This is a genomic window from Tolumonas lignilytica, from assembly GCF_000527035.1.
GTDB classification, from domain to species: Bacteria; Pseudomonadota; Gammaproteobacteria; order Enterobacterales; family Aeromonadaceae; genus Tolumonas; species Tolumonas lignilytica.
On record NZ_AZUK01000001.1, the window covers coordinates 1,773,128 to 1,795,343 of the forward strand.

At 48.9% G+C, this 22,216-nt stretch carries 16 protein-coding genes; 7 read left to right on the top strand and 9 right to left on the bottom strand.

The window, feature by feature from the left end; translation table 11 throughout:
• Positions 1 to 57: 57 nt before the first annotated feature.
• The 5 genes from yidC to H027_RS0108365 form a co-directional block, all read right to left on the bottom strand.
• Entirely contained in the window at positions 58 to 1,710 is a 1,653-nt protein-coding gene (yidC, locus tag H027_RS0108350; protein ID WP_024872008.1) for a membrane protein insertase YidC, read from the bottom strand.
• A gap of 3 nt (positions 1,711 to 1,713) precedes the next feature.
• Positions 1,714 to 1,971 (bottom strand): membrane protein insertion efficiency factor YidD, encoded by a 258-nt coding sequence (gene yidD / locus H027_RS18670; protein ID WP_081741440.1) that lies wholly within the window; start codon positions 1,969 to 1,971, stop codon positions 1,714 to 1,716.
• Positions 1,938 to 2,294 carry a ribonuclease P protein component gene (gene rnpA, locus H027_RS0108355; protein ID WP_024872009.1) on the bottom strand — a complete coding sequence of 119 codons (357 nt, stop codon included), beginning with the start codon at positions 2,292 to 2,294 and terminating at the stop codon, positions 1,938 to 1,940. Before rnpA ends, yidD begins: the two co-directional genes overlap by 34 nt.
• Positions 2,294 to 2,431, bottom strand: coding sequence for a 50S ribosomal protein L34 (gene rpmH, locus H027_RS0108360; RefSeq protein ID WP_024872010.1), 138 nt, complete (start codon positions 2,429 to 2,431; stop codon positions 2,294 to 2,296). The genes rnpA and rpmH overlap by 1 nt, the downstream gene beginning before the upstream one ends.
• A 248-nt stretch (positions 2,432 to 2,679) precedes the next feature.
• Positions 2,680 to 6,150, bottom strand: a complete 3,471-nt coding sequence (locus H027_RS0108365; RefSeq protein ID WP_024872011.1) for an acyl-[ACP]--phospholipid O-acyltransferase — start codon at positions 6,148 to 6,150, stop codon at positions 2,680 to 2,682.
• Positions 6,151 to 6,288: 138 nt separating this feature from the next.
• Here H027_RS0108365 and H027_RS0108370 point away from each other — a divergent pair, with 138 nt between their 5' ends.
• The 7 genes from H027_RS0108370 to H027_RS18345 all read left to right on the top strand — a co-directional run bounded on the left by H027_RS0108370 (position 6,289) and on the right by H027_RS18345 (position 16,844).
• Positions 6,289 to 7,044: a helix-turn-helix domain-containing protein gene (locus H027_RS0108370; protein ID WP_024872012.1), complete on the top strand. Its 756-nt coding sequence runs from the start codon at positions 6,289 to 6,291 to the stop codon at positions 7,042 to 7,044.
• Positions 7,045 to 7,196: 152 nt separating this feature from the next.
• Positions 7,197 to 8,582, top strand: coding sequence for a chromosomal replication initiator protein DnaA (dnaA, locus tag H027_RS0108375; RefSeq protein ID WP_024872013.1), 1,386 nt, complete (start codon positions 7,197 to 7,199; stop codon positions 8,580 to 8,582).
• A 17-nt stretch (positions 8,583 to 8,599) separates the two neighbouring features.
• Positions 8,600 to 9,703 (top strand): DNA polymerase III subunit beta, encoded by a 1,104-nt coding sequence (dnaN, locus tag H027_RS0108380; protein ID WP_024872014.1) that lies wholly within the window; start codon positions 8,600 to 8,602, stop codon positions 9,701 to 9,703.
• A 5-nt stretch (positions 9,704 to 9,708) separates the two neighbouring features.
• Positions 9,709 to 10,782, top strand: coding sequence for a DNA replication/repair protein RecF (gene recF, locus H027_RS0108385; protein WP_024872015.1), 1,074 nt, complete (start codon positions 9,709 to 9,711; stop codon positions 10,780 to 10,782).
• 20 nt (positions 10,783 to 10,802) lie between these two features.
• Positions 10,803 to 13,223, top strand: a complete 2,421-nt coding sequence (gene gyrB, locus H027_RS0108390) for a DNA topoisomerase (ATP-hydrolyzing) subunit B (protein WP_024872016.1) — start codon at positions 10,803 to 10,805, stop codon at positions 13,221 to 13,223.
• A gap of 175 nt (positions 13,224 to 13,398) precedes the next feature.
• Positions 13,399 to 14,412, top strand: coding sequence for a polyamine ABC transporter substrate-binding protein (locus H027_RS18340; RefSeq protein WP_024872017.1), 1,014 nt, complete (start codon positions 13,399 to 13,401; stop codon positions 14,410 to 14,412).
• Positions 14,409 to 16,844 carry a putative bifunctional diguanylate cyclase/phosphodiesterase gene (locus H027_RS18345; protein WP_024872018.1) on the top strand — a complete coding sequence of 812 codons (2,436 nt, stop codon included), beginning with the start codon at positions 14,409 to 14,411 and terminating at the stop codon, positions 16,842 to 16,844. The genes H027_RS18340 and H027_RS18345 overlap by 4 nt, the downstream gene beginning before the upstream one ends.
• A 10-nt stretch (positions 16,845 to 16,854) precedes the next feature.
• On the opposite strand, the gene H027_RS0108405 is transcribed toward H027_RS18345, so the two are convergent.
• From H027_RS0108405 to glyQ, 4 genes are all read right to left on the bottom strand, one after another.
• Complete coding sequence (locus tag H027_RS0108405; protein WP_024872019.1) at positions 16,855 to 17,829, bottom strand: GGDEF domain-containing protein; 975 nt, start codon at positions 17,827 to 17,829, stop codon at positions 16,855 to 16,857.
• A 29-nt stretch (positions 17,830 to 17,858) separates the two neighbouring features.
• Positions 17,859 to 19,100 carry a valine--pyruvate transaminase gene (locus H027_RS0108410; RefSeq protein WP_024872020.1) on the bottom strand — a complete coding sequence of 414 codons (1,242 nt, stop codon included), beginning with the start codon at positions 19,098 to 19,100 and terminating at the stop codon, positions 17,859 to 17,861.
• Positions 19,101 to 19,205: 105 nt separating this feature from the next.
• Positions 19,206 to 21,278: a glycine--tRNA ligase subunit beta gene (gene glyS / locus H027_RS0108415; RefSeq protein WP_024872021.1), complete on the bottom strand. Its 2,073-nt coding sequence runs from the start codon at positions 21,276 to 21,278 to the stop codon at positions 19,206 to 19,208.
• A gap of 12 nt (positions 21,279 to 21,290) precedes the next feature.
• The gene (glyQ, locus tag H027_RS0108420; protein WP_024872022.1) at positions 21,291 to 22,205 is read right to left on the bottom strand and encodes a glycine--tRNA ligase subunit alpha; all 915 of its coding nucleotides are present in this window, start codon (positions 22,203 to 22,205) and stop codon (positions 21,291 to 21,293) included.
• Positions 22,206 to 22,216: the final 11 nt, after the last annotated feature.

A 22,216-nucleotide genomic window follows, 5' to 3' on the forward strand; every position in this document is an offset into this window, starting at 1 on the left:
AAAGCCGAATAAAAAGCCCCGCATCATGCGGGGCCGGAAGGTTAGCTAGCCGAAAGACTATTTCTTGCGGGTATGCAGACCTTTTTTCTCCAACTGACGGAAGATCAGTGTTTGCTGAGTAATGGTCACGATGTTACTGACCACCCAGTACAGAGTCAGACCAGAAGGGAACCACAGGAACATGAAAGTGAAGATGATCGGCATAAATTGCATCACTTTCTGCTGCATCGGGTCGGTCACTGTGGTTGGGCTCATCTTCTGGATGTACCACATGGAGGCACCCATCAGCAGCGGCAACACATAGTAAGGATCTTTTGCCGACAGGTCAGTCAACCACAACATGAACGGTGCATGACGCAGTTCTACCGATTCCATCAGTGTCCAGTACAACGCGATGAAAATAGGCATCTGTACTAACAGAGGGAAGCAGCCACCCAACGGGTTAACTTTTTCTTCTTTGTACAGTTCCATCATGGCCTGAGACATCTTCTGACGGTCTTCGCCAAAACGTTCACGCAGAGCAGCCAGTTTTGGTTGCAGCATACGCATTTTCGCCATGGAGGTGTATTGCGCCTTAGACAGCGGATACATACCACCACGAACAATCAGCGTGATCAATACGATGGCCACACCCCAGTTATTGACTAGGCTGTGCAGGAATTTCAGCAGTTTAAACAGCGGCTGGGCAATAAACCACAACCAGCCATAATCGACGGTCAGATCCAGGTGTTGTGCTGTTGCTGCCATTTGTTCCTGCAGTTTTGGACCAATCCACAGGCTAGAACCGACGACGGCTTCGGAGTTTGCTGCGACTGTTGTCAGCGGCAGTTTGATACCGATGATGGCATCACCACTGTCTTTAACATCCGCTTTCACATTGACGGCATTGCTGTAGATGTGATTTTTGGCGTCCGCTTTACCTGTCCAGGCAGTCACGAAGTAGTGTTGCATCATGCCCACCCAGCCTGCTGGTGTGGTGATGTCGAGTTTAGCGTCACCAATATTGGCAAATTTCACTTTTTCGTAGCGATGTTCGGCGGAAGAATAAGCGGCACCATGGAAGGCACTGGACATCATGCCAGGGCTACTAGGCTGATTAGCCGGATCGGCAATGGTTTGTTTCAACTGACCGTAAAATTGCACTTCCAAAGGTTGTGCAGAAACGTTCTTCACCTGGTAATCCACACCAACAGCGTAACTGTTGCGTTTCAGAACAAAGCGTTTAGTGAAGATATTTCCTTTGGCGTCAGTAAAGGTCATCGGAACGACTAATTCATCCTTGCCGTCAGCCAGCGCAAAATCAGAGCCGTTAGCAGTATAAACAGGGCGTTCTGCCTGGTTATCAATTCCATCACGACCAATCAAACCACTTTGTGCGATATAGCTATGCTGAGGTTGTTTTTCCAGCAACACAAACGGTTGGTTTGAATCCTGACTGATGGTTTGCTTCAGCAGTTTTGCTTCAACAACATCACCACCCAGCGTATCAACGGTCAGTTCTAAAACATCAGAGCGCAGCGTCAATAAGGCATGTTTGACTTTGCTGGCATCATTTTGATTTGGAACATCACCCGTAGAGGATGCAGGAACAGAACTTTCAGCGGTAGCCGGGGCTGCCGGTTTCGGGGCCTTATCGACCATCCAGCTCTGCCAGAGCATGAAGGTGACCAGCAATAAGCCGATCAAGAGGAGATTACGTTGAGGTTGCATAGTTTATTTTCTTCGCTTCGATTGCTGAGGTTGCGGAACCGGGTCATGGCCGCCTGAATGTAAAGGGTGACATTTTAATAGACGTTTGCCACCTAACCAAATGCCTTTTATGAGACCGTGCAGGCAAATCGCATCAATCATGTATTGAGAACAGGTCGGTGTAAAGCGGCAACGCGGGCCAAGAAGTGGACTAATGACCCACTGATAGACTCTTATGAGTGCAACTACTAGCCATTGCTGCGGCGTGCGAGGGTGCGCCATAGCTTTTCCAGCAGATGTAATACAGCAGGGTTATCCAGATCGCGGATACCTGATTTGGCGATCACCACAACATCAATCGGCGGCAGTTCATGTTGATGCAGACGGAAACTTTCACGAACCAATCGTTTAACTCGGTTACGCCATACCGCACGTTTTAATGCTTTTTTAGGTATAGCTAAACCCAGACGCGGATGTGTCAGTTCGTTGCGTGTAGCCAACAGAGTGATATGCGGAGAAGACGCGCGGACAGGTTGCGCAAAGACTTTCTGGAAGTTTTCGGGAGTTAACAGACGTAACTCCCGAGGAAAGGTGTGCTTGACCATTAAACAGTGGTCAGGCGAACGCGACCTTTAGCGCGACGAGCAGCCAGAACTTTACGGCCGTTCTTGGTTGCCATACGAGCACGGAAACCGTGATTGCGGGCACGTTTCAGTACTGAAGGTTGGAAAGTACGTTTCATAGCTATAATCCGTGAATTAACTGTACAGATTTGATGCTGTCGCCCATCGACGCGCCGATGAAATGGCGAAAACATCAATTCAAAGAGGCCGGATTTTAAACAGATAACGGCTGTTCGTCAATCTGCCAGCCAAAAACCGACAGAAACAGACATGAGAAATCGTTGTTTTATCCGGATCCTCGTAAAAAAGCCACGATCCAGAAAGATCGTGGCGGGCGATTATATCGGTTTATCTGTGCGGAGCAAGATCACTCGGATGGATCTTGTGTAAGAGTTTTCAGTGCGATCTGACGTGCCAGACTAAAATCCGTTTTTCCGGAGCCTAGTTTCGGTAAGTTGGTGAGTTGCAAAACATGAGATGGCAGCAGTAACGGATGACAACCGTGTGTCAGCATTGCTTTGCGTAGTTCATCAATATCCAGTGCAAAAGCGGTCAGTAAGATGATCTGTTCGCCTTTTTTATCATCAGGCAGATTCACGGCAATGATCTCCGCTTCGCTGCCTAATGTTTGCTGAACAGCCTGTTCAACGGCGCTTAAGCTGATCATTTCGCCGCCGATTTTGGCAAAGCGGGAATAACGATCGACAATGAACAGGAAACCATCCTCATCCAGATGTCCTTTGTCACCGGTAATATACCAGCGGCTACCATCCATCTCTTTGATGACATCGGCGGTTTTTTCCGGGTTATTCAAATAGCCCTGCATGACTTGCGGTCCGCCAATCAGGATCATTCCGTCACTGCCGGTTGGCAGTTCTTCCAACGTCTGTGGATCAACAATACGGACGCTGGAACCGGGCAGCGGCATACCGACACTGCCGATTTTACTGCCAATTTGCAGATCCCAATATTGGGTATCCAGAGAATCTGGCAAATTGACGCTGGCCACCGGGGTGGTTTCCGTTGCACCGTAGCCTTCCAGAATATGTTTATTAAAACGTTTCAAGAATGCTTCGCGTACGGTCGGATTCAGTTTCTCTGCTCCTGCCACTACAATCCGCAAGCTTTCCATCATCAATGGATGCACTTTTGGGTGTTTGGCATACAACCGAAAAAAGGTCGAGGTGCCGCAAAGAATCGTGGCCCGGTATTGTGCCACCGCCTTCGCGACCCCGATGGCATCCGTCGGATCGGGATGACAGATGACCGGAATGCCTTCGATCAGTGGCATAAACTGGTTTACGGTCAGGCCAAAGGCGTGAAACAGTGGCAAGCAGGACATCAGTACATCCTGTTGCTGGGTGTTTACGACGTCGGAGATCTGTTTCAGATTTGCCATGATGTTCTGATGACTGAGCATGACTCCTTTCGGTGAGCCTTCGCTGCCGCTGGAGAACATAATGGCCGCGGTCTGCTGGCTGTCATGCGCATAGTTGCAAAGATGTTTCAGGATCCGGGTCGGCAGCAATCGGATGGCGAGCCAACGCCAGAATGTCTCATTGAAGTGGATCTGAGCCCGTAAATCCTCCAAATAAATGATATAGCGTCCTTCCAGAACAGATACGGCATCAGGGTTACGTTTGACCAAGCGCTCGATAAAGCGGCGGGAGGTATAGATAGTCTGGATCTCTGCCTGTTCAATCGCTGCCTGAAGAGCTGCTTTGTTGGCCGTATAATTCAGATTGACGATGGTCTTTCCTGCCAGCAATGTCGCCATGTTGCAGAGCACTCCACCGTTGCTGGTGGGTAACAGCAAGCCGATATTTTGTTCCGGACTGATCTGATGAATGCGGTGTGCTAACGCCCAGGCGGCGGTCAGTGCTTTATCTGCCGTCAGGGGCTTGGATATACCATCCGCCAGTGACAGTTTACGGCGTTCAGCCTTTTTCACGCTGCTGATCCAGGCATTGGTCAGTGTCGGCAAATTTTCCACATGGCGTTGCCAGGATTGTACCGACAGATCAAACACACGTTGCTTGATCGAGGCAGCATGGCTGGTTTTCGGTTGTGGCTGCCCAAAAGCAACGATAATTTCGCGATAATAGCCACTGCGGCGTAAGGTTTTCAGTTTATTTGAGGAACGAGAGAACTGACTGCCCCATAAACCACGCAGATAAAACGGCACGATGACGACGTCGTCGTTGACATGACGACAGGCCAACTCAAAGCCGCGGCGAAATTCGCCCAGATGGCCGTTGCGACTGATGCTGCCTTCTGGGAACAGGCAGACCACCTCACCTTGATTCAGTAATTCACTGATGGTTGCCAGCGCACGTCGGCTACCGGCATTGGCGATGGGGATACAACCATACAAACGGAATAACCATTTCAGATACTTGTGTTCATAGATGCTTTTAATCATCACAAACCGTACCGGGCGCGGACTGGCAATTTGCACAATTGCCCAATCTATCCAGCTGACGTGATTTCCAAGCAGTAATACGCCGCCAGTCGCCGGAATGTTCTGAATACCCTGAATATCCACCTTATAGCGTTGTTTCAGCAAACTCTGTGCGATAAACAACAGCATGGTCTGGGGCATTTTACAAATGGTATAAACACAGCCCAGTACAGTGACCACCGCCATCAGATACAGCAGATGTTTGCCGTCATAACCCAATTCAGCCACGATCACGGTGAGTATCAGAAATGACAGCATGGCGATGTTCTGAAACAGGTTGTTACCCGCAATCACCTTACCTAACTCATCTTCCCGACTGTGGAATTGGATCAATGCATTCAGGGGAACGATAAACATACCGCCTGCGGTACCGATCAGCAGGAAGTCGATGACATACCAAGGTACCTGGGTGAAATGCGGTAACATCACCAGACCAGCAGCAACCCCAATGATGCCAACCGGAATCAGGCTGGTCGCAATGTAGTTACGTGAAACACGCGCCGCCAATGTCGAACCCAGTGCAATCCCTATCCCGGTACAGGCCAGCACTCCCTGTAAAACCAGTGTGTTTTGAATACCGGCAGCCTGTTTGGCAAAGGCCGGAAATGCGGCCAGTAAAACCTGACCTACCGCCCAGAACAATGACAGACCAATGACGGACAAACGGATCACATCCCGTGCAACAACAGGTTGCAGCTCCTTTTGAAATTGTTTGGCTGTCAGGCTGTTTTTCCAGTCAAAGGCCGGCATGGGTGCCGGATGTTCCAAGGTGGGAAGACGGTATAGCAAGGCGAGTTCCAGCAAGGTACAACCGACCAGCATCCAGCCAGCAGGTGCTAACGATTGCAGGATGGGGCCGCTGGTTTTTGTACCCGTCGGAAACCACAGTTCAAAGACCACGGTAAAAGCGATCGTGCCAGCCAGAATGGCAATGATGGAAACTGCCTGCACCGCACCATTGGCCTCGGCCAGATGGTTTTTACCAAATAGCGCCTGAATGTAGCCATATTTGGCCGGGGAGTAAAAAGTGGCTTGTATCGCAAGCAGGAATGTCATGGTAAACGCTGGCCAGAACCAGCCCATGTAATAACAGAGTGTAATGGCTAGTGTTAATCCGACCGCGATCCAGGCTGACCAGCGCATCACGATATTTTTGGGATACTTATCGGAACTGAAACCCGCAGGGGCAAAAAGCATAATGAATGGCAGCAGGATCAGTGCATTCACGATGGCGGTCAGAATAACCTGATGTGACCCGTCATAAATTTTAAAAACGGTATTTTGAATGATGATTTTATGCCCGAGATCGACAAAAGCATTCATAAAGCCAGCCAGCAAAAAAGCGAGGGCGCCACGCTGATGGAGTAGTTTAAACATGACGGAAGTCCTGATTTCCATATAACAGTCACTATATCGTGGGCACTGGTATTGTTTTTTACAAATGGAATTACTTTTGTTGCATCATTCACACCTCGTGGTATTGCATATCAATACTTTTATCTTCTGGAGAGCTTAATGAGTCAGACCCATTCCTTGTTGCAGGCACTGAAAAAACAGTTGAGAGCGCAGGGTAAAACCTATGCCGATGTCGCGGTTCAACTCGATTTAAGTGAAGCCTCGGTAAAACGTTTGTTCGCCAGTGAGAGTTTCAGTCTGCAACGCTTAGAACAGTTGTGTGACTGGTTGCAGATCGAATTTGCCGAACTGATGCAACAGGCACGGCAGCAACCACAATTAACCCAGCTGACTTTGCAACAGGAGCAAGAAATCGCTGCCGATCAGCTGTTACTGCTGGTGGCGGTGAGTGTGATCAATGGATTTACCTTTCAGGATTTGTTATCGCACTACGCCCTGACAGAGATAGAGTGTGTACGTAAACTGGCGGCATTAGATCGACTGAAGATCATTGACCTGCTACCGGGGAACCGGATCCGCCTGCGTTTGGCAACACATTTCAGCTGGTTACCGGATGGTCCGATCCAGCGATTTTTTCTGCTGCGGATCCAGCAGGACTTTTTCCATTCGCGTTTTGATAAAGAGACGGAAAAATTACAAGTCTTGAATGGCTTGTTGTGTAACAGCAGTAACCGCGAATTACAGCAGTTGATGTCGCGCTGGGCGCGGGAGTTCAGTGAATTGACCCGGGGCGATCGCAGTCTGCCCATGGATGAAAAGCATGGAACCACGCTGGTATTGGCGGTCCGGCAGTGGCGGCATGTCCTGTTTGACGAGATCAGTCGATCATCGGTGAACAATGCTGTGGATAAATAGTGAGCATCTGCCAATGTTATCCATTCATTATCCACATTATTAGTCACATGATCGGTAATGATTGTGAAGATCCTGCGAACAAGATCTGGAGATCGATCCGCAAAAGGGAGTAAAATAGAAGGTCTTTATGAATGATCAGACAGGGGTGAAAAGTGATCGCTTCGCTATGGCAGCAATGCCTGACTCGGCTGCAGGAAGAATTACCATCCGGTGAGTTCGGCTTGTGGATCCGGCCGCTTCAGGCAGAGTTTGGTGATCGTTCGCTGACCCTCTATGCCGCCAACCGGTTTATTCTCGACTGGGTGCGCGATAAATATCTGTTACGGATCAATAGTCTGTTCACTGAATTGTGCGGTGCGGATGCCCCGACGCTGCATTTTGCGGTTGGTCGCCGTCCGACGGCGGCTTCTGTACCGGTGAGTCCGGCTTCTGCACCGGTGGCAGAGGTGCGGAGTGAACCTGCCATCACGGTACCCTCCTGGACCAGCAAACAGGATGCGATGCCGGAAATCAATCACAAGAGCAATATTAACGAAACCTATACATTTGTTAATTTTGTTGAAGGTAAATCAAACCAGCTGGCATTGGCGGCGGCCCATCAAGTGGCTGAAAACCCGGGTGGGGCCTATAACCCTCTGTTTTTGTATGGTGGTACCGGTTTAGGCAAAACCCACTTATTGCATGCTGTTGGCAATGGCATCCGGGCGCGGAAACCCAATGCCAAGGTGATCTACATGCAGTCAGAGCGTTTTGTGCAGGATATGGTCAAGGCGCTGCAGAACAACGCCATTCAGGAGTTCCAGCGTTACTACCGCAGTGTTGACGCGCTGCTGATCGACGATATCCAATTTTTTGCCAAAAAAGAGCGTTCACAGGAAGAGTTTTTCCATACCTTTAATGCGTTGTTGGAAGGCAATCAGCAGATCATTCTGACCTCCGACCGTTATCCGAAAGAGATTGATGGGGTTGAAGATCGGTTGAAGTCCCGTTTTGGCTGGGGGCTGACCATTGCGATTGAGCCGCCGGAACTGGAAACCCGAGTGGCCATTCTGATGCGCAAGGCCGAAGAGAATAAAATCCATCTGCCGCATGAAGTTGCCTTCTTTATTGCCAAACGCCTGCGCTCCAATGTGCGGGAACTGGAAGGGGCTCTGAACCGCGTGATTGCCAATGCGCGTTTTACCGGAAAACCGATCAATATTGATTTTGTTCGTGAAGCATTGCGTGACATGCTGGCATTGCAGGAAAAATTGGTTACGATCGAAAACATTCAGAAAACAGTGGCTGAATATTACAAAATCAAAGTGGCGGATCTGCTATCCAAACGGCGCTCCCGCTCAGTAGCTCGCCCGCGTCAATTGGCGATGGCATTGGCCAAAGAGCTGACCAACCACAGCCTGCCGGAAATTGGCGATGCTTTTGGTGGTCGTGACCATACCACTGTGCTGCATGCTTGTCGTAAAATTGCCGAATTGCGCGAAGAGAGTAATGATATCAAAGAAGATTACTCAAATCTGATCCGAACCCTTTCCTCTTAAACGCGGAGAAACAGTCCATGCAATTTTCCATCAGCCGTGACAGCTTGTTACGGCCATTGCAGTTGGTTTCCGGCTCTATCGGCGGCCGTCCGACCTTACCAATCCTGAGTAACATACTGCTCAATGTGACGGAGTCGCGTCTGTCTCTGACTGGGACTGACCTCGAAGTGGAAATGATCGGTCTGGTGCCGCTTAATGGGATTGTGGTGGGTGGCAGTGTTACCACACCGGCGCGAAAGCTGCTGGATATCTGTCGGGGTTTGCCCGATGGTGCACAACTGGATTTTGTACTGGAAGGGGAACGTCTCATTCTGCGTTCCGGCCGTAGCCGTTATTCACTTTCAACCTTGCCAGCTACTGATTACCCGAACATTGAAGAATGGAATTCCGTACTTGAGTTTGATATCAGCCAGCAGGAACTGAAACGGTTGATGGAAGCCACACAGTTTTCAATGGCGAGCCAGGATGTGCGGTTTTATCTGAATGGCATGTTGTTTGAAACCAGCGGTCAAGGGTTACGGACAGTTGGTACTGATGGGCATCGACTGGCAACGTGTCGTCGTGAGGTCTTAAATGAACCGCAGTCAGAGCATCAAGTTATTTTACCGCGCAAAGGGGTATTAGAACTGGCGCGTTTGCTGGAAAATGACGAACGTCCTATTCGACTGCAAATTGGCCAGAATAACCTGCGTGCTGAAGCAGATGGTTTTATTTTTACCTCTAAACTGGTGGATGGTCGTTTTCCTGACTATCGGCGAGTCTTCCCACGGCAGAGTGACAAAATTCTTATCGCGGAACGCGAATTGCTGAAACAGGCTTTCTCGCGGGCAGCGATCCTCTCTAACGAAAAATTCCGTGGCGTTCGTCTTCATTTGAAGACCAATCTACTGCACATTACAGCCAACAATCCGGAACAGGAAGAGGCTGAAGAAATTGTTGATGTGCAATACGAAGGGCCGGAAATGGAGGTTGGATTTAATGTCTCCTATGTGCTCGACGTGCTGAATGCGTTAAAATGTGAGCAGGTGAAGTGGTACCTGACAGACGCGAACAGCAGTGCGCTGGTGGAAGATGCCAGCAATGACGACGCACAGTATGTCGTCATGCCGATGCGTCTATAGACCGCATGCTGCACAAGCTGCAGATCCAACATTTTCGAAATCTGAGTCAGGCGGAGATTTATCCGTCTGACGGGATGAATTTACTGTTAGGGCTGAATGGGAGTGGCAAATCCAGCGTGTTGGAGGCCATTCATTACCTGAGCCTTGGACGTTCTTTCCGCACACATCTCACCAACCGTGTGATCATGCAGGGAGAGAAGGCGTTTACGCTTTTTGCCCAACTGCAATTGGATGACCAGTCGGTCAGTGTGGGGCTGCAAAAAGATCGGCAGGGCGATACGCAACTGAAAATTGGTGGCAAGAACGCAGATAAGCTGGCACAACTGGCCAGTTTGTTACCGCTGCAGTTGATTCATCCGGAAGGTTATAATCTGCTGACGGGCGGGCCACAACAGCGACGGGCATTTGTCGACTGGGGAGTGTTTCACGCGGAGCAGGCGTTTTTCCCATTATGGGGAAAGGTACGACGCTTACTGAAACAACGCAATGCATTGCTGCGGCAATCTGCGCAATATGCACCTCTGGCGTACTGGGATCAGTTGCTGGTGGAATGCAGTCAGGCGCTCAGTGTATTCCGGCAACAATACTGTCAGGCACTGCTACCGTTGGTACAGCAGATCTGTCAGGAGTTGTTACCCGAATATACTTTTCAGGCCACCTTTTATGCCGGGTGGCAGCAGGAGCAGGACCTAAGCTTGCTGCTGCAGGAAAATTTTGAACGTGACCGGCAGTTGGGTCACACCGCGATTGGCCCGCATCGTGCTGATTTGCGGCTTCGGGCTGAAGGCGTTCCGGTACAGGATTTATTGTCCCGGGGTCAGCTCAAGTTGCTGGTTTGCGCATTGCGGCTGGCGCAGGGATTGTATCTGCGCCAGCACAGCGAGAAAACTTGCCTGTTTCTGATAGACGATTTTGCTTCAGAGCTGGATGCGGAGAAACGCTATGTCTTGGCTAAACGGTTGCAGCAATGTGAGTCACAGGTGTTCATCACCGCCATTGATCAGCAACCGTTGCAGGGCATGATGCAAGAATTTGATTGCCGCTTGTTTCACGTGAAACAAGGCAACATCACCGAATAGTCGATAATGCGAGAATAAACATGAGCGAGAATACTTACGACTCCTCGAGTATTAAGGTACTGAAAGGGCTGGATGCGGTACGTAAACGCCCTGGTATGTATATCGGGGATACCGATGACGGTACTGGTCTGCATCACATGGTATTCGAAGTGATGGATAACTCCATCGACGAAGCACTGGCCGGTCATTGCACAGATATCGTCGCGCGTATTCATGAAGATGGTTCTGTTTCGGTTCGCGACAATGGTCGTGGTATCCCGGTGGATATGCATAAGGAAGAAGGGCGTTCTGCCGCTGAAGTTATCATGACTGTGCTGCATGCCGGTGGTAAGTTTGATGATAACTCCTATAAGGTTTCCGGCGGTCTGCACGGTGTGGGTGTTTCGGTCGTAAACGCGCTGTCAGACAAACTGCTGCTGACCATTCACCGTAACGGCAAAATCCATCAGCAAACCTATTTCCTTGGTGAGCCTGATGCACCGCTGGCTGTGGTCGGTGAGTGCGATGGTAACACCGGGACTGAAATCCGCTTCTGGCCAAGCCCGTCCATATTCTCAGATGTGACATTCCGTTATGAGATTCTGGCGCGTCGTTTCCGCGAACTGTCATTCCTGAACTCTGGTGTTTCCATCCGTCTGATTGATGAACGTGATGGTCGCGAAGATCATTTCCACTACGAAGGCGGTATTCGCGCCTTTGTGGAATATCTGAATCAGAATAAAACACCTATCCATCAGAAGGCGTTCTATTTCGATCTGGCACGTGAAGATGGCATTTCCGTCGAAGTGGCCATGCAGTGGAATGATGCCTATCAGGAGAATGTTTACTGCTTCACCAATAACATTCCGCAACGTGATGGTGGTACCCACTTAGCCGGCTTCCGTGCTGCGCTGACCCGCACGCTGAACAATTACATGGACAAAGAAGGTTACAGCAAGAAAGCGAAAACCTCTGCGTCCGGTGATGATGCGCGTGAAGGGTTGACCGCCGTTATTTCGGTGAAAGTACCGGATCCGAAATTTTCGTCCCAGACCAAAGACAAGCTGGTTTCCTCCGAGGTAAAAACAGCGGTTGAACAGGCGATGGGTGAGAAGCTGGATGAATACCTGCTGGAAAATCCGGGTGAAGCCAAGGTTATCGTCGGCAAGATCATTGATGCGGCACGCGCGCGTGAAGCTGCGCGTAAAGCGCGTGAAATGACCCGCCGTAAAGGTGCACTGGATATCGCCGGTTTACCGGGCAAACTGGCGGATTGTCAGGAGCGGGATCCAGCATTATCTGAACTGTACATCGTGGAAGGTGACTCTGCGGGCGGCTCTGCAAAACAAGGCCGTAACCGCAAATATCAGGCGATTCTGCCTCTGAAAGGTAAGATCCTGAACGTTGAGAAAGCACGTTTTGATAAAATGCTTTCCTCACAGGAAGTCGGTACTCTGATCACTGCATTGGGTTGCGGTATCGGTCGTGACGAATACAACCCAGATAAAATGCGTTACCACAACATCATCATCATGACCGATGCGGATGTCGATGGTGCGCATATCCGTACATTGTTGCTGACTTTCTTCTACCGTCAGATGCCAGAGATCATCGAACGTGGGTATGTCTATATTGCTCAGCCGCCACTGTATAAAGTGAAGAAAGGAAAGCAGGAGCAATACATCAAAGATGAAGACACCTTGCTGGAATATCAGACAACACTGGCACTGGACGGCGCAGAACTGTATGTGAACGATTCTGCACCGGCGATATCAGGTGCCCAGTTGGAAAAACTGGTGCTGGAATACCGCTCGGCACAGCATTTGATCGTCCGTCTGGCTCGTCGTTTACCTGAAGCGGTTTTACAACAGCTGCTGTGCATGCCTGTACTGAGCTCAGAGCTATTGCGAGATGAAACCCAGGCCAAGGCATGGGTTGCCCAGTTGCAAAGCAATCTGGACGTTAATGGCACTAATGGCTCGCAATATACACTGTCAGTACATCGTCATGCAGAGCATGGGGTTTATCTGCCACAAATCCTGCTGCGTCAGCATGGTGTGGAAAAGCATTATCAATTAGGTTTTGAATTCCTGAACTCGCCTGAATATCAACAGATCGTCAGCGTTGGTCAGCAAATCTCTAATCTGATTGAGCCAACAGGCTTCTTGAAGCGGGGCGAGAAAGTCCGTCCGGTGACCAGTTTTGAAGAAGCCTTGCAGATCCTGCTGGATGAAGGTAAACGCGGTTTATATATCCAACGCTACAAAGGGTTGGGTGAGATGAACCCCGAACAGTTGTGGGAAACGACAATGGATCCAATGACGCGTCGTATGCTGCAGGTGACCGTCGAAGATGCTATTGCTGCCGATCAATTATTTGCCACACTGATGGGGGATAACGTAGAACCTCGTCGTGAATTTATTGAAAGTAATGCACTGAAGGTTGCGAATCTCGACGTGTAACACTTTAAAAAATAAGAGAGATATTAACCCCGTTCAGGTAACTGACCGGGGTTTTTTTATATCGAAATGAAAGTCAAAACTAACGGTATAGATGGATAGTCTATAGTTAAAAGAGTGCTTCTCTTGGCACTGAGTACGGGACTAAAAAATATTATTATGCTGAAGGACAGACGGGATGCGATATTGGTTTGGTCTGCTGCTACTGTCGATCACTGGCTATTGTCAGGCTTCTGAATTGGTTATTTACACTTGGGAGTATTATCTGGCTCCAGAGGTAAAAACTCGATTCGAGCAGGAGACAGGAATACACATTAAAGAGGTTAATTACGACAGTGACGAAGCAAGAAATCGTCTGTTGTCGGGTGGCTATCCGCCAGAATTTGATATAGTTTTAAGTGATAGTTTGTCCCTTAAGGATCCGGTATGGCATGACCTCTTTATTGTAATACCCTTAGCGCTCCGTAAGCAGAATGAAGCGACAGATCCACTCTTTACAGAGCGGTGTGGTGAATTAGCCGTACCCTATATGTGGGGAACGCTTGGTATTGCATATCGTCGTAGTCAGGTCTCCAATCCTATAACGCGCTGGCAGCAACTGCTGTCTCCAGAGCCTGGGTTATCTGGACGGATCGTGATGGTCGATGACACCTTTGACTTGGTGTCAGTAGCATTAAAGGCTGCAGGCTATTCCATCAACACGCATGCTGAGCCGGAATTAAAAGCGGCGTATGAACTATTACGCAAGCAACGCCCCTTTGTCGCAAGATATCAACTGTCTTTTGCTGCTGTTTCAGATAGCGAGGCTGGCAGAAAAATCGCTGCAGCGATGGTTTACAGTGGCGATTTTTATATTCTTCAGCAAAAGTCTCAATATAAGGACTGGGTGTATGTTGTACCGCAAGAGGGATCACCTTTATGGCTGGATTGTCTGTCGATCTTGAAATCCAGTCAGCATCAGGCGGATGCGCAACGTTTTCTGGCATTTTTAACACGTACTGATATTGCACTGCTAAATGGTGAATCCATAGGGTTTACCCCTGCACTCAAGAAAAGCTATTTGTCTGCCTCTTTAACGAATAACAGTGTCATCTATCCGCCACCGGAACAATTACAACGTTCAGAATTCTATAAGGCAGATGCCAGCCAGGATGCTCTGCGTAATACCATCTACTTTTCGGTGCTGAAATGAAAGGGTTACACCGGAAATTGCTCTTAACGCTGTTACCGGTGGTGATCTTGCCGTTGCTGGCGCTTGGCTTACAAAGCATGCTCAAGCTGAATGAGATGGCGGACCGTAATATGGAGTTGCGGTTAAAAAGCATTGCTATAACGATTAATGAAAATTTGAGCAATGAATTGCGTCGGAATATGGTTGAATTGGCGCAATTGCCCAATGCAGAGGCACTAATTGCTTATCTGGCGACCAAGGCAACAGGGATACAAAAAGTTTATATGGGCACCCGAGTACAGATGATGTTTCATCATTTGCTGGTTGGTAACAAAGGCTTCTTGCAATTGTCATTACTCAATGGTGATGGTAATAAGGCCCTGTTGCAAGTGGGTGAGGGTGTTGATCCTTTTCACGATATGGCACCCAGTAATCAACAATTCATTCAATATTGGGCAGAGAACCACGCTGATGCTGATCAGTTTAATTACCTGCTTTATTCGCCTGAAATAGATGAGTTTGTTTATAAACAAGGATTACGTTTTATTCGCTCCGGTCCTGAAATTTCGCGTGATGGTGGCGAACCAGTTCAATCTTACCGGTTGATCCTGACCTATTCTTTACGGAAATTCGGTGAGCTCTTTCTAAAACAGCAAGAACAGCAAGGCATTCATTTACTATTGCTGGATAAGTTAAATGTCTACATTGCCGGTACCGCGCCTTTAGGATGGCAGAGTCGTGAACAAACAGGTGATGAAATTTCACTGCCGGATGGTGATTATTTAGTTCGGCGTTTAGCGCTGGCTGATGGTTTGATCTTGCAAGCGCTTATTCCTAAACAATTAATGACCTCAGAAATTAGGACGCTTCGGATGACGACGGCCGCATGGTTGCTGATCAGTGGTTTGATTTTATTGGTCATGCTACATATCGTGCTTAAACGCCAAATTCTAAATCCGGTGAGTGAGTTACGTGATTTAATGAAAAGAGTGGCGACGCATGAAATCAGTGAGATTGAGCCTGTACCGATTGATGATGAGATGTCAGAGCTGCACAACCATTTTGCGGGGATGCTGGGGCGTTTGGCCGTCTCAAAAAGGGAACTGGAGCGAGCTGCATTTATTGACCCATTGACTGGGATTGGTAATCGAGCCGCTTTTATCCGCTGTTTGCAAAGCATCGTGGAACGTCACAATCAGGATTTGGGGCATTTTTACCTGACCCAGTTGAAATTGCATAACATCACTTGGATAAATAATACCTTTGGTGCAAAAACGGGGGATCAGGCCCTACAGTTTATTAGTCATGTTTTGTTGCAATTGCTGCGTAACCATCGCATAGCCAACGCAAAAGGTGTGTGTCTCGCTCGATCAGGCTCTGATGAATTTATATTTACCATACCTAAACTCGATCCAGGCGCATCAACATCAAGCGAACTTTTAGCGGATGCCGATACGATCTGCGCCCAATTATCCTCCCGATTAAATCAACCGGTTCTGCTGGGAAACTATGCTATCAAGCTGCGCTTCAGCGCCGGTATTATCAGTTTTCCTGAGATTGCCAACAGTATTGAGGAGTTAATGGAAGGGGCCAGTAAAGCTCGACGACAGGCTGCACGCTATCAGGGCAATTATTGGATACAGTTAGATAGTGAGATGATTTTAAGCTTACGCGAAGATAAATGGCTGGAATCTGAATTACACAAAGCAATCAGTGAACAACAGTGTTATGTGGTTTATCAGCCACAGTATGACCTGCAAAGTGGCCAGATCATGGGGGCAGAGGTATTAATACGCTGGCTTCATCCGACATATGGTCTGGTTCCCCCGGATCGCTTTATCCCGATTGCGGAAAGATCGGGTCAGATTCTGGACATTGATCTTTGGGTATTGGAACAAGCCTGTATTTTCTTAGGAAAGCTGATTGCAAAAGGTGTTGTTAATTTCCGCTTGGCTGTGAATGCTTCGGGTACAGAACTCTCCAATCCGGCTTATCCGGAAGCAGTGCGCAGTATGCTTTGTCGTTATGACATTTCACCGGATCGTTTTGGTATTGAGATTACAGAGACTGCACTGGTTGAACTGGATGAGGTCGCTCAGATTACCGTTCGAGCTCTCAAAGATATAGGGGTGGAAATTGAACTGGATGACTTTGGTACAGGCTATACCTCGCTGAGTCATCTGACCAATCTGCATTTGGACGTTCTAAAAATAGATCGTTCTTATACTATGCAAATCGAAAGTAATCCTAAATTAGTGGATTCGATTTTGCAGTTAGCGGATGCTTTTTCCTTGAGAGTGATTGCGGAAGGGGTTGAAACCATCGAGCAATTACAATTGCTACAGCAGAAAAAATGTCACATGGCACAAGGATTCTTATTGTCGAAACCCATTAACGAAAATGAATTGGCCAAGTTACTTTTTGACGATATGCAATCAAGAGCAGCAGACTAACCTGCATGACTTAATTCATTATGTGACTGTATTGTGTCACCTGATTCCGGCCGGAATGCTTGGAGTGATAGAGTGCAGCATCAGCCTGCTGCAGCCAATGTATTGCGGAAGTCTGCTGGTTTGTGACCTCTGCCAGACCGATACTGATCGTGAAATTAATTTTATTGCCATCAAAAAGCACACATTCATTTTCTATTCGACGGCGTAAACGCTCGGCAACCAGTTGGGCAACAGGTTCATTGATTTCTGGTAAGAGGACGCCGAACTCTTCACCACCGTAGCGTCCGGCCATATCAGAACAACGAATCATCTGTTTTAAGATAGCAGATGCTCTACGCAATATTTCATCACCTGCCGGATGCCCATAGGTATCATTCACTTTTTTGAAAAAGTCGATATCTATCATCATCAGCGTACTGACTTTGCCATGACGCTGATAGCGACTATATTCATTTCGCAGGCACTCTTCCCAATATCCACGGTTATATAGTCCGGTTAAGCGATCAGTAATAGACAGCATGGTCAGTTGTTGGTTGGCTTCTTCAAGTGCCTGTTTACTGGTGGCGGTATCTGTCACGTCATAGATGATCAAACAGACATGGTTGATATCTCCAAGACGTGAAATCAGGGGCATGATGGTGACATTTTGATACATCCGATCACTCATTCCGGTAAATGGACGGTGGGCCCGGAAATCAAAAAGGTAAGGGCGTAACTCCCAAGAGATAAAACTGGCACAACGAAGCGTAAACACGGCTTCAATTTTCTGACGTAACCAAACTTCAGCCAGCTCTGGAAAATAATGGAAAAGGTTATGTTCAGATAACTGGCTGAGATTATAACCGCTGTGGTTTTCCATAAAACCATTCCACAGCGTGACTTGATAGTTGCGATCCAGCACTACCAGACCAACATCAATCGTTTGCAGGATATCCAGTATTCGGTGAAATTCATCCAATGGCAGAGCGTTGAGCATACCAGTCATAGCTTTCAATCCTGTGCGAAGTTTGATTGTTATAGTTGATTGATGACCTGCTGTAAGATAGCAATTCCCTGTTTCACTTTTTCTTCCGGCTGTGCATAGTTCAAGCGGATACACTCATACTGGTGTCGCCACTGTTTATCAGGAATGCCGGGGAAGAAATAGTGTCCGGGGACAATTATTAAACCGCGTTGCTTTAATTTTTCATAGAGCTCCTGTGAAGAAATGGAAAGCCCGTCAAACCATAGCCATAAAAACAGCGCGCCTTCCGGCTTATGAATACGCAGTCTTGGTGCCGGAATAGCTTCCTGTAACCAATGTACCGCTTGTAGTGCTTTCTGTTGATAGAACGGTGCAATGATGTTGGCACTGTGGCGCAGAATATCGCCCGATTCGACCCAGCGTTGCATTAGGGCCGGCCCTACACCGCTGGGGGCCAGATTGATGATGCCGGAGATGTTGCTTAATGCCTGAATGATGGTCGGATTGGCAATGACAATGCCGCAGCGCAGACCGGGCAAGCCGAGTTTGGAAAGACTCATACACAGAATCGTGTTGTCATTCCAGAATGGGTTTACTTCACTAAAGATGATATGCGGGAAGGGTGTGCCGTAAGCGTTATCAATGATCAGCGGAATTTTCTTTGCTCGTGCGATTTCATCCAGGTTGATGATCTCATCATCGGTCAGCACATTGCCTGTCGGATTAGTCGGGCGGGAGACACAGATCATACCAATATCATCACCAACCTCCAGAGCATCAAAATCGACCCGGTATTTGAATAATCCGTTATCCAGAAAATCAATATGGGGTTTACAGGCCACAAATTGATCTTCTGTCAGACCACCATCGGCATAGCCGATGTACTCCGGTGCCAGCGGGAACAGCACCTTTTTCTTCTTGCCATCAACATAATCGCCAGCCAGCAGATTGAACAAATTAAAGAATGCGCTCTGGCTACCGTTGGTGAGGGCAATATTGTCTGCACTGATGTCCCAGCCGTACTCCTGCTGGAACAGGTTAGCTAACGCATGGCGAAAACCATCGTGACCCTGTGGGCCATCATAATTCAGCATGGCTTTCAGCAAAGCACCGTCATTCAAGCGTTGCAGTGTTTCTTGTTTAAATAGCTCTACCATTTCAGGAATGGCGGCTGGATTACCACCGCCCAGCATGATGGCTTCTGGATTTTTCAGCCCTTCATTCAGGTCGTCCATCAATTGGCTGATACCTGCTAACCGCGTGAATTTCTCTCCAAACTGTGAAAATTGCATATCCATATTCCTGACACTCAACCCTCATGTTTCACGTGAAACAGTGCAAGGGGTAGAAAAAAGAAGGCCCGGTAAACCGGGCCTTGAGTCTGGTGCAGCTACCGGTTATTGCTGCAATAATGAAATGTCCGCCGCCTGCAGGAACAGGGCTTGCAGACGCGCCAGCAGCGTCAATCGGTTCAGTTTCAATGCTTCATCATCAGCCATAACCATGACTTTATCGAAGAAGGTATCAACCGCTTCGCGCAGCGCTGACAGTTCAGTTAGTGCCAACTGATACTCACCGCTAGCAAACAGAGGTGCCAGTTTGGTTTCCATCGCAGCAACTTGTTGCGCCAACACTTGCTCCGCTTCATCTTTCAGCAGCGAAGCATCGACGCCGTCTTTCAGTTTACCGTCAAATTTCGCCAGAATGTTGCCGACGCGTTTGTTGGCCGCAGCCAGTGCTTCAGCAGCATCCAGCGTACGGAAATAGCTCACCGCTTTCACTCGGGCATCAAAGTCAGCAGGACGGGTTGGACGACGCGCCAGCACCGCCTGAATTACGTCAACAGCAATACCCGCTTCCTGATAGGAGGCGCGGAAACGACCCAGCATGAAGTCTACGACTTCTTCAACTACCGCTTTATTGCTGATCTTGCCGTCATAGAGTTCAGCGGCTTTGCTGACCAATGTAACCAGATCCAGATCCAGCTGTTTTTCCACGATGATACGCAGCGTACCAATTGCCGCACGACGCAGTGCAAACGGATCTTTGTCGCCCTTCGGTGCCTGACCGATACCGAAAATGCCAGCGAGGGTGTCCAGCTTATCTGCGATAGCTACAGCACAAGCAACCAGACCATTCGGCAGGTTATCACCGGCAAAACGTGGCATGTATTGCTCGTTCAGTGCGACCGCCACATCTTCGGCTTCGTGGTCGTGACGCGCATAGTGCATACCCATCACGCCTTGCGTGTCGGTGAATTCCATGACCATGTTGGTCATCAGGTCACATTTAGACAGCAGGCCAGCACGGGTAGCGTGTTCGACATCCGCGCCGATCTGTGCTGCGATGAACGCAGAGAGTTCAGCGATACGAACGGACTTGTCTTTCAGTGTACCCAGCTGTTGCTGGAACAGCACGGTATCCAGACTTTCCAGACGGGATGCCAGCGAATGTTTCTTATCGGTGTTAAAGAAAAACTCGGCATCAGACAGACGAGGGCGAACTACACGTTCGTTACCCTGAATGATTTGGGTCGGATCTTTAGATTCGATGTTGCTGACGAAGATGAAATTCGGCAGCAGTTTGCCGTTGTTGTCATAGACCGGGAAGTATTTCTGATCACCCTTCATGGTGTGAACCAGCGCTTCTGCCGGAACGGCCAGGAATTTTTCTTCGAAAGTCGCAGTCAGGATCACCGGCCATTCCACCAGCGAGGTGACTTCTTCTAGCAGAGCCTCTTCGATATCAGCGATACCGCCCAGTTTCTTCGCTGCAGCTTCGGCACCGGCTTTGATGAAAGCTTTACGTGCTTCGTAATCAGCCTGCACTTTGCCTTTTTCCAGCAGCAAAGCAGGGTATTGATCGGCATGGCTGATTTCAAACTGCGCTTCACCCATGAAACGGTGACCGCGAATGATGCGGGCGGATTGCAGACCTAACACTTCACCGGCTACCAGTTCACCACCGAACAGCATACACAGGGTATGTACCGGACGGATGAACTGAGTACGTTTTGCACCCCAGCGCATTGGTTTCGGAATTGGCAGGCCCGCCAGTGCGGTTGCGACCATCGCTGGTAACAGTTCGGTAGTTGGTTGGCCGGTAACATTGGCACGGAACACCAGCCATTCACCTTTGTCAGTGGCAAGACGTTCAGCTTGTGCCACTTCGATACCATTGGATTTTGCCCAGCCCGCCGCAGCCGGAGTCGGGTTGCCTGCAGCATCAAACGCAGCGGTAACAGCAGGACCACGTTTCTCAACCTGTTTGTCAGCCTGCTTATCGGCCAGGGCGGTAACTTTCAGTGCCAGACGGCGAGGTGCTGCAAACCACTGAACGCCCTGATGCGCCAGACCGGCTTTTTCCAGTTCAGCGGTAAAGTTATCAGCAAACGCCTGCGCCAGTTTACGCAGTGCCTTGGGTGGCAGCTCTTCGGTGCCCAGTTCGATTAAAAAATTTTCTGTTGCCATTTGCTTATACCTTTACGCTTTAGTTGCATTGCACATCGGGAAGCCAAGACGTTCACGAGCCGCGTAGTAGGCTTCCGCGACTGCTTTGGACAACGTCCGGATACGCAGGATGTAGCGCTGACGTTCGGTCACAGAGATTGCGTGACGGGCGTCGAGCAGGTTAAAGGCATGTGCCGCTTTCAGAATACGCTCGTAAGCTGGCAATGGCAGTGGTTGTTCCAGTCCCAGCAGGTGCTGGCACTCTTTTTCACACTGATCGAACAACTTGAACAGGAATGGCACATCCGCGTGTTCAAAGTTATAGGTCGACTGTTCTACTTCGTTCTGATGGAACACGTCGCGATAGGTCACTTTACCCAGTGGACCGTCAGCCCAGACTAGATCGTACAGACTGTCGACGCCCTGAATGTACATGGCCAGACGTTCCAGACCGTAGGTGATTTCGCCGGTCACTGGAGAGCATTCCAGACCACCGACCTGCTGGAAGTAGGTGAACTGCGTTACTTCCATGCCGTTCAGCCACACTTCCCAGCCTAAGCCCCACGCGCCCAGCGTCGGGTTTTCCCAGTTGTCTTCGACGAAACGGATATCGTGAACCAGTGGGTCAAAGCCCAGTTCACGCAGCGAACCGAGATACAGCTCCTGAATATTGTCTGGCGATGGTTTCAGAATAACCTGAAACTGATAATAGTGTTGCAGACGGTTCGGGTTTTCACCGTAGCGGCCATCGGTTGGACGACGGGATGGCTGCACATAGGCGCAGTTCATCGGTTCCGGACCAATGGAACGTAAAAATGTCATTGGATGTGAAGTACCAGCGCCCACTTCCATATCGAGCGGTTGTGAAATAACACAACCCTGGCGGGCCCAGTAATCTTGCAGGGATAAAATGAGTCCCTGAAATGTTTTAATATCAAATTTCTGCATGATAGATAATA